This is a genomic window from Pelobacter seleniigenes DSM 18267, assembly GCF_000711225.1.
GTDB classification, from domain to species: Bacteria; Desulfobacterota; Desulfuromonadia; order Desulfuromonadales; family Geopsychrobacteraceae; genus Seleniibacterium; species Seleniibacterium seleniigenes.
This window is the reverse complement of sequence record NZ_JOMG01000002.1, coordinates 679,802-691,596: the sequence shown is the minus strand read 5'-3', so window position 1 is coordinate 691,596 and position 11,795 is coordinate 679,802. Positions and strand designations below refer to the sequence as shown.

At 58.8% G+C, this 11,795-nt stretch carries 7 protein-coding genes; all 7 read left to right on the top strand.

All coding sequences use genetic code 11. The features are described 5' to 3' along the window. Nucleotides 1-208: 208 nt before the first annotated feature. The 7 genes from N909_RS0105810 to gatB all read left to right on the top strand — a co-directional run bounded on the left by N909_RS0105810 (nt 209) and on the right by gatB (nt 11,739). Entirely contained in the window at nt 209-2,014 is a 1,806-nt protein-coding gene (locus N909_RS0105810; protein WP_051689563.1) for a chloride channel protein, read from the top strand. Then, nucleotides 2,007-4,277, top strand: coding sequence for an ATP-dependent helicase (locus N909_RS0105805; protein ID WP_029912747.1), 2,271 nt, complete (start codon nt 2,007-2,009; stop codon nt 4,275-4,277). The genes N909_RS0105810 and N909_RS0105805 overlap by 8 nt, the downstream gene beginning before the upstream one ends. A gap of 9 nt (nt 4,278-4,286) precedes the next feature. After that, nucleotides 4,287-7,343, top strand: coding sequence for a response regulator (locus N909_RS24465; RefSeq protein ID WP_084167509.1), 3,057 nt, complete (start codon nt 4,287-4,289; stop codon nt 7,341-7,343). 21 nt (nt 7,344-7,364) lie between these two features. Further along, entirely contained in the window at nt 7,365-8,234 is an 870-nt protein-coding gene (locus N909_RS0105795; protein ID WP_029912744.1) for an Mrp/NBP35 family ATP-binding protein, read from the top strand. A gap of 188 nt (nt 8,235-8,422) precedes the next feature. Then, nucleotides 8,423-8,710, top strand: coding sequence for an Asp-tRNA(Asn)/Glu-tRNA(Gln) amidotransferase subunit GatC (gene gatC, locus N909_RS0105790; protein WP_029912741.1), 288 nt, complete (start codon nt 8,423-8,425; stop codon nt 8,708-8,710). 91 nt (nt 8,711-8,801) lie between these two features. Beyond that, nucleotides 8,802-10,247, top strand: coding sequence for an Asp-tRNA(Asn)/Glu-tRNA(Gln) amidotransferase subunit GatA (gene gatA, locus N909_RS0105785; protein ID WP_425415847.1), 1,446 nt, complete (start codon nt 8,802-8,804; stop codon nt 10,245-10,247). A gap of 58 nt (nt 10,248-10,305) precedes the next feature. Beyond that, nucleotides 10,306-11,739: an Asp-tRNA(Asn)/Glu-tRNA(Gln) amidotransferase subunit GatB gene (gene gatB, locus N909_RS0105780; protein WP_029912735.1), complete on the top strand. Its 1,434-nt coding sequence runs from the start codon at nt 10,306-10,308 to the stop codon at nt 11,737-11,739. The last annotated feature ends 56 nt before the right edge of the window (nt 11,740-11,795 follow it).

Below are 11,795 nucleotides of genomic sequence, written 5' to 3'. Positions count from 1 at the left end.
GGCTGTTCATGTTGCGTTGCCGCAGCCCGCTAAAAAATAATCATATTGTTTTTTGTGGTGTTGCCTCGTGGGATATTTGGGTTTAGTATAATTCGTTTGAATTCAAAATTCTTATCCAGACCTGTCCCCGCCGGTTGCCGGGGCGGTTTGTTTTTATCCGAAACACCGCTGCCTGCCGAGGCAGTCAATTAAACGTTAGGCCAAAGTTGTGTCATCTCAGGTATTGAAAAATTATCTTCCCGCTCGCCGCGTGCAAAAACTCTTTCTGAAAATTCTGGGTCATCTCAAAATCAGTGAAAATACCTTTCTGATCATTCTTGCGGTTTTGATCGGTATCCTGGGCGGTTTGGGCAACTATTTTTTCCGGAAAACCATCGAACTGATTCATTGGCTGATCTTCGAGCAGACCTTTGAACTCTTTGACATTTCGTTGGATCACTGGTCCTTGCAGCGGATTCTGGTGATGTTTCTGCCCGCTATCGGCGGCCTGTTGGTGATTCCGCTCTGGGTGTTGTTCAAAAAAGACCTGCGGGGTGGCTTCTCAGCCTTTCTGGTCAAGGTCAACCTGAAAGGTGCCAAGCTACCGCTCAGACCGTTGTTTACCAAGGGTCTTGGCTCCGCGATTACCCTGGGTACCGGTGGCAGCGCCGGGCAGGAAGGACCGATCGCCGTGATCGGTGGCACCATCGGCAGCCAGTTCGGGAAACTGTTCAAAATGAGCGGGAATCGGCTGAAAGTGCTGGTCGCCTGCGGTGCTGCGGCCGGGGTCGCAGCGACCTTTAACGCCCCGATCGCCGGGGTGTTTTTCGCCACCGAAATCGTCCTGTTGTCGTCCTTTGAACTGGCCAGCTTCACGTCCATCGTTATTTCCAGCGGCATGGCCACGGTCGTATCCCGGGCCTTGCTCGGTAACGTCTCGGAAGTGGTGACCCCGACCTTTTTTCTGCACAGCTTCTGGGAACTTGCCCTCTATGTGCTGCTGGGTTTTGTTATCGGCGGTCTTGCCGCCGGTTTTATCGATGTGAACAGTCGCATCAAGAACATGATCACCGCACTTAAAGTGCCGCAGTTGAGCAAACCGGTCCTGGGCGGGCTGAGCGTCGGGGTGATCGGCATTTTTCTGCCCCAGGTGTTCGGTAACGGGTACGAATTCATCAGCGCGGTGCTCCATGGGGGCCATTCCTGGTATCTGCTGCTGGTGTTGGTCGCTGCCAAAATGGTGGCCACATCCATCACCCTCGGCTCCGGGCTGCCCGGCGGCATGTTCGCACCCTGCCTGTTTCTCGGTGCGGTGGCCGGGGGAGCCTTCGGTCATATTCTGGAGTTGGTCTTCCCTGGGGCCGGGCTGTCCGGTGGCGCCTATGCGCTGGTCGGTATGGGGGCGTTCCTGGCGGCGGCGACCCATTCGCCGATGACCGCCATTTTTCTGCTTTTTGAAACCACCGACAGCTACGAAGTCATTATCCCAATTATGCTGACCTGCGTTATCGGCACGACCTTTGCCCGCAAACTGAAAAAAGACAGCCTGGAAACTGCTGAGCTAAGCCAGATCGGCATTGATCTGGAAGCCGGGAAAGAGCGTAATATCATGAAGAGCCTGGCGGTCGGTGATGTTATGCTGACCCGGGTCGAAAGTATCCCGGAAAGTATGACCCTGGGAGAATTTGCGCGCTTCATTCAGAAGACCCATCATACCAATTTTCCCCTGGTCAACGAAAAGGGAGAACTGACCGGGATTATCTCGGTGCAGGATTTCCTCGGGGTGGTTTTCGAAAAAGAACTGATGGATCTGGTTGTCGTCAAGGAGCTGGCGACCACGGAAGTGGTGACGGTGCATGCGGAGGAGGACCTCGATACCGCCATGCGCAGAATCGGTTATCGCAATATCGAGCAGCTGCCCGTGGTGGACCGGGAGACTCACCGCAAGCTCTACGGGATTATCTCCCGTCGCGACATGATTTCAGCTTATAACCGAGCCCTGATGAGCCGGACGCTGGGGGAAGAGGATGACTGATTTACTGGCCGGCTTGAATGAGCCTCAACGACAGGCGGTCCTGCATCAGGATGGTCCGCTGTTGCTGCTGGCCGGAGCCGGTTCCGGGAAGACCAGGGCTCTGACCCACCGGGTTGCCTACCTGATCCGCGAGCGAGGAGTCGCCCCCTGGCAGATCATGGCCGTGACCTTTACCAACAAGGCGGCCAATGAAATGCGGGAACGGCTGGAAGCGCTGCTCGGTTCTTCAGAGCTGCCCTGGGTGGCCACCTTCCACGCCAGTTGCGTGCGGATTTTACGTCAGGAAATTCATCATCTCGGCTTTGGACGGGATTTTTTGATTTATGACGATCAGGATCAGCTGCGCCTGCTGCGCGAACTGCTTAAGGATCAGCAGATTTCTGAAAAGGTCCTCAAACCACGCGCCGCTGCAGCCGCCATCGACAGTGCCAAAAACAGCGGGATCGGGCCGACCGAATACGGCAACCTGCATCCAGACGAACGGCTGGTCGCCGAGCTCTATGCGCAATATCAGCATAAACTGAAAGCCGCTAATGCTGTCGATTTCGGTGATCTGCTGCTGTTGACCGTGCGGCTGCTCGAGGAATTCCCGGAGGTCAGAGAGCGCTGGCAGCAACGTTTCCGCCATGTCCTGATCGATGAGTTCCAGGACACCAACCGGGTTCAGTATCGACTCATGCAGTTGCTGACCCGGCCGGAGACGGCGCTCTGCGTGGTCGGCGATGATGACCAGTCCATTTATCGGTGGCGCGGCGCCGAAGTCGGCAATATCCTCGGGTTTGATATCGATTTTCCGACCGCGAGCGTGATTCGACTGGAGCAGAATTACCGCTCGACCCGCACCATTCTGGAGGCCGCCGGAGCGGTGGTCGGGTGTAACCCGGACCGCCGGGAGAAGCAGCTCTGGACGGAAAATCCGCCAGGTGAACTGCTGCATGTCGAGACCGCTCCCGATGACTTCGAAGAGGCCCGGTTTGTTGCCGCTGAAATCGCTGAATTGCAGCGGGCCGGCCATGGGTTACGGGAGATGGCCGTGTTCTATCGCACCAATGCCCAGTCCCGGGCTTTGGAAGAAGCCTTGCGGGCCGGGCGGATTCCTTATGTCATGTTCGGCGGGGTCAAGTTCTATGCCCGGCTCGAAGTCAAGGACGTCCTCTCCTACCTGCGGGTGCTGATCAATCCCCAGGATTCCCTGGCCGTGCGGCGGATCATCAATGTCCCGGCCCGCGGTATCGGCAACACCACCATCGAGCGCATTGCCGCCTATGAAGAACAAGCCGGCAACTTTCTGGCCGCCTGTCGGCTGGCTCTCCAGGAGCAGATCCTGAAAGGTGCAGCGGCAAAGCGGGTGGGAGAATTCCTGGCCTTGCTCGACAGTTTCACGGAGCGTCTGCAACGGCTGCCGTATCCGCAACTGATGGCGGAGTTGATCCATGATTCCGGTTACGGACCGGCCCTGCAGGAGGAAGCCCAGAATGCCCTGACCGCGGAAGGTCGCCAGGAGGCCAAAGGTCGGCTGGAAAATCTGGAGCAGCTGCTGGCGGGGATGGAAGAACATGCCACCGCTGGCGGCAGCGTACAAGATTACCTGGAGCAGATCGCGTTGATCACTGACCTGGAACAGCATGACGACTCCCAGCAGCGGGTGACCCTGATGACCCTGCATTCCGCCAAAGGTCTGGAGTTCCCCATCGTTTTCATGACCGGGATGGAAGAGGGGCTGTTCCCCCACTCCCGCTCCGGTGCCATGGGGGAAGAACTGGCCGAGGAACGGCGCCTCTGCTATGTCGGTATGACCCGTGCCATGCAGCGTCTGTACCTGTCCCATGCCCGGCGTCGGCGGGTTTATGGCACCTGGCAGTTCAATCCCCCCAGCCGCTTCCTGACCGAAATTCCGGGCCAGCTGATCAAGGGACGAGGGGAGGAAGCCGCCCCGGCGACAAAAACAGCGGCTGCTCATAATCTGTCCTCCTTGGCGGATCTGATGAGCGGCCAGGAGGAAACGGAGGTCTGGGATGAAAACCAGGACCTTGCCGTGTCGATCGCCGCTCCTCAACCACCGCACCGGGGCGCGACCGAGTCTGCCACTGATGAAGGCCCGGCCGGATTGCGGTTGGGAACCCGGGTGCGGCATATCAAGTTCGGGATCGGGACGGTGCGCCGGCTGGAAGGTGATGGCGACAAACAGAAGGTTATCGTTTATTTCAATTCAGTCGGATCCAAGAAGCTGTTGCTCAAGTTTGCCGGGCTGATCCCGGTGTAAACGGTTATCATGATGCAGACGGAGCCCCTGGAACAATTTACCCTGTTGCTGGTCGATGATAACCAGACCAACCTGTTGCTGTTGGCTAAAATCATTGAAATCGACCTGCCCCGGGTGCGGGTCCTGACCGCCCGCAGTGCCCGGGAGGGGCTGGCCATCTGTGCGCGGGAAGCGGTCGACGGGGCCTTCATCGATGTGCAGATGCCGGAGATGAGTGGATTGGAGATGTGTCGCAGGTTGCGTCAGCAACCGCAGACCGCCGAGATCCCGCTGGTTCTGATCACCGCTCATCTTGCCTCGCCGACGATGCGCGCCGAAGGGCTTGATGTCGGCGCCTACGACTTTATTTCTCAGCCGATCAGCAATGTGGAAATGCTGGCCAGGGTTAAAGTGATGCTGCGGATGTGTGCTGACGAACGCCGCAGTCGCAGCAATCAGCAGCAGCTGGAACAGCAACTGCAGGATCACTCGGCGCGCCTGCGCTGGCTCAGCGGCCTGATGATTACCGGTGATGGTCAGCTCAGGGAACAGGACCGGAGCATGTTGCTGCGCCTGGCTGAAGATCTGGCCGATCCCCATGAACTGGATGATCGCCGGTTCTTCGAAACCTTGACGACCGAATTCCCTTTGCCCTGGCGGCGGACGGTGCTGAAGCTGGCGTTGCTGGAATCGGTGCCGGTTCGGTTGGCCCAGAGTCTGAGTGAAATTACTGATATTCGGGCGGTTATCGATTATCTGCAGCGGCACGGGCTGGTGCTGACTGCCACTGTCGAAAAAGAAACGGTTTTGCTCATCAAGCCCGGGACCAGGGCTTTCTTGCGTGAAAAGGCCGAGTTGGATCTGACGGCCGCGGAACGCCAGCTGGTTTACCAGGCGGCGGCCGAATGGTACCGGCTCGAAGGCCGTTTTGATGCAGCCCTGAACTGTCTGCTGGAGGCGCGCGACTTTTCCGCCATGGCACAGATGCTCAGCCAGTTCGGTCTGGCCCTGGTGGACAGCCGCTATCAGCGCGAGATCGGCCCCTTAATCAGCGCGATCCCTGCCGACCTGACCGCCGCCGACAGTTGGCTGGCGCTGTTCCGCGGAATCACGGAGCTGCATGCTTTTTCAAATGAGGCGGTGGACTGGCTGGAGTTGGCCTATCAGCGTTTTGCATCGGCTGAGGATTCTCGTGGCATGCTGCTGACGGCGACCGTCCAGGTGATGCTTTCCCTGGCTGTGGATGGTTGTTTTGAACGCTGGCAGGGGCGACTGGAGGATTTCAGAAAGTTGTATGCCGCCTATAGTGACAGCTGTGCCGCGGTTGAACGTCTGAAAATCACCTACGCACTGGGTCTGGCGGAATTATTTTTTGCCGGGCGGCTGGACACCGTTGACAGCCTGGCCAGCATCGGTCTGGCCGAAGCCCAGCAATTGTGTTTGAGTGAGCAGCAAATCGAATTTGCCGTGTTGCGGGGCATGCAGGCCCTCTGGCAGGGGCGTTACCGGGTCGTTGCCACTGCCTTGGAGCACCAGGCCGGGCACCGGGAGAATCTGGAACGGTTTTCAGCCTGCCAACTGCTGGGTTTGATCGGTTGTTCGCTGCTCCATGGGCATGGCGATGCCGGCGGATTTTCCAGACAGCGGGAGATCCTTCGTTCGCAGCTCAGTCCGGGGCAGATGCAGCGCTCTGCCATCGGGCCGTTGCTCAATTATTATCAGGCCATGCTGTTGCTGGCCTGTGGTGAAAAAGAGCATGCCGCAGAGCTGGTGGACACTGCGCTGCTGAACAGCAAGGGTTCCAGCCACAGTCATCAGTTAAGTCGTTTGCTGCAACTGCGCGGCTGGCTTCATGCCCTGGCCGGGCAGCACGATGCGGCGGAGAGAGACTCGGCTACGGCCCTGTGCCTGCGTGAACAGGCCGGAGGCCCGCTGTACCGGATTGAAAACCTGCTGTTTGCGGCGCTGACCTGCGCTGCCGGGGAGCGGTTTCCCACCGCGGAAAAATTATTGAACGAAGGCCTGGCAGAGTCGCAACGCTGTGGGGAAGAGCGGATTCGCCCCGGGCTGCATGCCTGGCAGGCCGCAATCCAGTGCAAACTTGGGCGGCGGGAACAGGCGCGGGAGCAGCTGCGGTTTTTCCTGGAGTTTCAGCGGCGTCAGGACTGCGCCTTTTTCTGGGGGCTGATCCCGGAGCTGTTGGAAGCCTTGGCGGGGTTACTGGAAAGTCGGGCTGAGCGGGATCTGCTCGAGCCCCTGCTGGCGGAGTTTGCCGGCCAGGCATTCAGTCCGGACCCGGCAATCCTGCTGTGCCCGTTGCTGGAAGTGAAGTGCCTGGGTCAGTTTCGCATCCAATTGCAACAGCAAAGCTTCGATCTGGGTGAGATCGGCCAGGCCTCCCGGCAGATTTTCGCCCTCTTGGTTGCGGCCCCGGGGCAGACTCTCAGCATCGAATCGATTATGGCGATGCTGTGGCCGGACAGCCCCCCTTCCAAGGCCCGCAACAGTTTTGATACCGCCCATTCACGGCTGCGCAAGGCGCTGGAAGGGGCTTTTGGACAACGAATCCGGCGGGACTACCTGATTTTGGAAAAAGGACTGCTTTCGCTCAGGAACGCCCGCATCGACACGGTACGGTTTGCCGAGTTCATGGAGCAGGCGCGTTACCATTTGCAACGCGAACATTTTTTGCAGGCCGAGCACGCCTTCTGGAAAATGGCCCAGCTCTGGACCGGGGAATTCCTGTCCGGGCATGACCTGGGCGGTAACCTGGCATTACTGCGTGATCACCTGACCCAGCTGCGGCTGGAACAGATCAGCAGCCTCGCTCGGCTGCTGCAGGAGCGCCGCAAGTACGACGAAGCGATCGCGATCCTGCAACAGGGGCTGGTCATTGATCCGACCCGGGATTCCATCGTGCGCCGCCTTTTGCAGCTTTATCGGCGGCAGCACGATCACCGGGCAGCCACAAATCTTTTGGCGTTATATAGCAAAGCACTCCAGGAGGAGGATTATGATCCCGAGGAGATTGCTGAGCTGATCGAATCTTTGGAAGGGCAATGGGTGCCCGCCGAAGATGATATCTGAATTAAAGGAGAGTGGAGAACCATGAGTAGTTGTGACAGTTGTAGCGACAGCTCCTGCTCGGTCAAACAGCCAGGGCAGGCCAACGATCAACAATCCCAGATGCGCCAGGCCCTGGACCGGAGAATGTGCGGTGTCAAGCACAAGATCGTCGTCATGTCCGGGAAGGGCGGCGTCGGGAAAAGCACCACTGCCGTCAACCTGGCCCTGGCTTTGGCCCAGCAGGGGAACAAGGTCGGTTTGCTCGATATCGATCTGCACGGCCCGAGCATTCCCAAGATGTTCGGCCTTGAGGGGCAACACCCGAACGCGGATGAGAACGGTATTTATCCGCTCGAAACCGGCGACCTGAAGGTCATGTCCATCGGTTTTCTGCTCGAGTCCACCGGTGACGCGACGATCATGCGTGGACCGATGAAACATGGCGCTATCCAGCAGCTGCTGTCCGATGTTGTCTGGGGTGAGCTCGACTACCTGCTTCTCGACTGCCCGCCCGGGACCGGTGATGAGCCCTTGAGCGCTGTCCAGCTGCTCGGTTCCCGCGCGGCTGCGGTGGTGGTCACCACACCGCAGGACGTGGCGCTGACCGATGTGGAAAAATCCCTCAGTTTCTGCCGCGAACTGAAATTGCCGGTGGTCGGCCTGGTCGAGAATATGAGCGGTTTTATCTGCCCTCATTGCGGCGGTAAATCGGATATTTTCAAGCGCGGCGGAGCCCAGAAACTGGCTGAGAAGACCGGAATCAAGCTGCTCGCCGAGATCCCCTTTGAGCCGTTGGTGGTCATCGGCGGCGATGCCGGGCAGCCTCACCTGCTGGCCCATCCGGATTCTGCCAACAGTGAAGCATTGCGCACGGTTGCAAAGGCGGTGTGCGATTATTGTGCGGCCGACTGAGGCGCGCCGGACTCTTGCTTGCAAGCGTTTAAGATGCTATTTCTAGGGAGCTGCTGAGGCCCCTTGGAAAGACACGGGAAATCCGTATTCCCCGGCTGCTCTCCGCCTTCCTGCCGGAGCAGCCAGTCGGGGATTGCCACAGGCAGTAGCTGAAATTGACAACACCACGCAGGGACGTTGAGGACCGCATGAAGATTAGTCGCCAAGATGTTGAATATGTCGCCCGCCTGGCGCGTCTGACCCTGGAGCCGGAAGAGCTGGAGCTGATGACCGGGCAGATGGACGCCATCCTGGGCTATGTTGACAAGTTGAATGAACTGAATACCGATGGAATTGAACCGACGGCCCATGCCGTCCCCATGGCCAATGCCTTCCGCGCCGATGAGGTCAAGGCGTCGATTGGCATTGAGCGGGCCTTGCAGAATGCGCCCCGTGCGGACGGTGACTGTTTCAAGGTACCGAAAGTCATCGAATAAGTGGCCTGGCGGCCTGATGGAATAACTGATTTCACCACAAAGCAGAGCCGTTGTTGATGACGGCTCCGGAGTTGTTATGGCTTTTGAACAAATGACTATTGCAGAGATGCGCCGGGAACTGCAGGCCGGGCGGGTGACGGCGGTCGAGTTGACCCGGGCCTGCCTGGAGCGGGTTGAGGCGACCGATGAACAGCTGAATGCTTTTATCACGGTCTGCGCAGAAGAGGCGCTCGTGGCCGCGGCTGAAGCCGATCGGCGGATCGCCGGTGGCGAGACTGCTCCCTTGCTCGGGATTCCTTTGGCGGTCAAGGATATTTTCAACGTCACCGATTTGCCGACCACCTGCGGCTCGAAGATCCTAGCTAACTACGTTTCCCCCTATACGGCTACAGCCGTGGCTCGGCTGACTGCCCAGGGGGCGGTTATTGTCGGCAAGCTGAACATGGATGAATTTGCCATGGGCAGTTCCAATGAGAACAGCGCCGCCGGACCGGTCAAAAACCCCTGGGACCTGGAGCGGATTCCCGGCGGGTCATCGGGCGGCAGTGCCGCCGCGGTCGCGGCCCGGCAGGTGGTTGCCGCGCTGGGCACGGATACCGGCGGGTCCATTCGCCAGCCCGCGTCTCACTGTGGCGTGGTCGGCCTCAAACCGACCTATGGGCGGGTCTCCCGCTACGGGGTGATCGCGTACGCTTCGTCCCTCGATCAGGTTGGCCCGCTGGCCGGCTCGGTTGAGGACTGTGCTCTGCTGCTGGGGGCCATCGCCGGCTATGACTCCGCGGATTCGACGTCCGTCGACTGTCCGGTTCCCGATTATCTCGCCACCCTCAAGAACGGAGTGGCCGGGAAAAAGATCGGTCTGCCCCGGGAATACTTTATCGAGGGGCTCGACCCCGATGTCAAACGGGCCGTTGCCGAAGCGATTGAGGTCTATCGCGGCCTGGGCGCGGAGATCGTTGAGGTCAGCCTGCCCCACACCGATTATTCGGTGGCCTGTTACTACCTGATCGCCACTGCGGAAGCCTCCAGTAACCTGGCCCGTTATGACGGAGTGCGCTTCGGAGCCAGAAAGGATTCGGGGCAGGGGCTGATCGGCATGTATCAGGAGACCCGGGCTGCTGGTTTCGGCGCCGAAGTCAAACGCCGGATCATGCTCGGAACCTATGCCCTGTCCTCCGGTTATTACGATGCCTATTACCTCAAAGCACAGAAGGTACGGACGCTGGTGCGCCAGGACTTTTTGAATGCTTTTGCCCAGGTTGACCTGCTGCTGACCCCGGTTGCACCGACCCCGGCGTTCAAAATCGGCGAAAAGGTCAACGACCCGTTGCAGATGTACCTGTCCGACATTTTCACCATTCCGGTCAACCTGGCCGGGACCTGCGCACTCAGTCTGCCGTGCGGTGTGAGCAGTGAAGGTTTGCCCATCGGCCTGCAGCTGATCGGGCAGCCCTTTGCCGAGGCGGACATCCTGCAGGCGGCTTACGCTTTTGAAGAAGCGACCGATTGGGGCGGCCGGGTTCCCGAACTGGGCTGACGAACAGGACCGGGCGCATGCGCTGTTGCCATCTTTTGAGACACGACAAGGTTGTGAAATGAATTCGAAATACGAAGTTGTCATCGGGCTGGAAGTCCATGTTCAGCTCACCACCAAGAGCAAAATCTTCTGTGGCTGTTCAACTGCGTTCGGCCAGTCCCCCAATTCCCAGACCTGCCCGGTTTGCCTGGGCCTGCCCGGGGCGTTGCCGGTCCTCAACCGACAGGTGGTTGAATACGCCATCCGGGCGGGTTTGGCAACCAATTGCCAGATCGCCCCGCGCTCGGTGTTTGCCCGGAAAAATTATTTTTATCCGGATTTGCCCAAAGGCTATCAGATCTCCCAGTTTGAGCTGCCGATCTGCGAGCATGGCTGGCTTGATATCGAGACGGAAGAGCTGGGTCCCAAACGGGTTGGGATCACCCGGATCCATATGGAAGAGGATGCGGGAAAACTGCTCCATACCGACAGCAGCAGTTCCTCCGTCGACCTCAACCGGGCCTGTACCCCGCTGCTGGAAGTGGTCTCCGAACCGGACATGCGCAGTGCCGATGAGGCCATCGCCTATCTCCGCCAGCTCCATCAGACCGTGGTCTATTTGGGCGTTTGTGACGGCAACATGGAGGAAGGTTCGTTCCGCTGCGACGCCAACGTGTCGATCCGCCCCTGGGGTCAGCAGGAATTTGGCACCCGTGCCGAGCTGAAAAATCTCAACTCATTCCGTTTTATTAAGCAGGCCATCGAATATGAGGTCGAGCGCCAGATCGAAGTGATTGAGGACGGCGGCAAGATTATCCAGGAAACGCGCCTGTTCGACGCCGACAGCGGGATGACCCGTTCCATGCGTGGCAAAGAGGAGGCGCACGATTACCGCTACTTCCCCGATCCCGATCTGCTGCCGCTGGAAGTTTCCGCCGAATGGATCGCGCAGGTGAACAGTGAACTGCCGGAGATGCCCGCTGCCAAGATCAAGCGTTATCAGGAGGAACTGGGGCTGCCCGCCTACGACGCCGGGGTGTTGTCCGCGGAGCGGCCGGTGGCCGAATATTTTGATGCCCTGGTGGTGTTGCATGATAATCCGAAACTCTGCTCCAACTGGGTGATGAGCGAAGTCCTTGGCGCCCTGAAGGATAACAATATCGCCATCACGGAATGCCCGCTGACGCCGGAATTGCTGGCCGGCATCCTCAAGCGGATTGACGATAAAACCATCTCCGGGAAAATCGCCAAAACCGTCTTTGATGAAGTCTGGCAATCGGGGCGCCCGGCCGATCAGATCATTGAGGAGAAGGGGCTCAAACAGGTTTCGGACAGTGGCGCCATCGAAGCGCTGATCGATGAAGTGATCGCGGCCAATCCCGCCGAGGTCGCCGAATATCGGGCGGGAAAAGATAAATTGATGGGCTTTTTCGTCGGCCAGGTGATGAAAGCCAGCAAAGGCAAGGCCAATCCGGGCCTGGCCAATCAGTTGTTAAAACAAAAGCTGGGCTGAACGGGAATCTTCCTCAAGTCGATATAATTTCGAAGCTTTCGCAACCCGGTTATTGT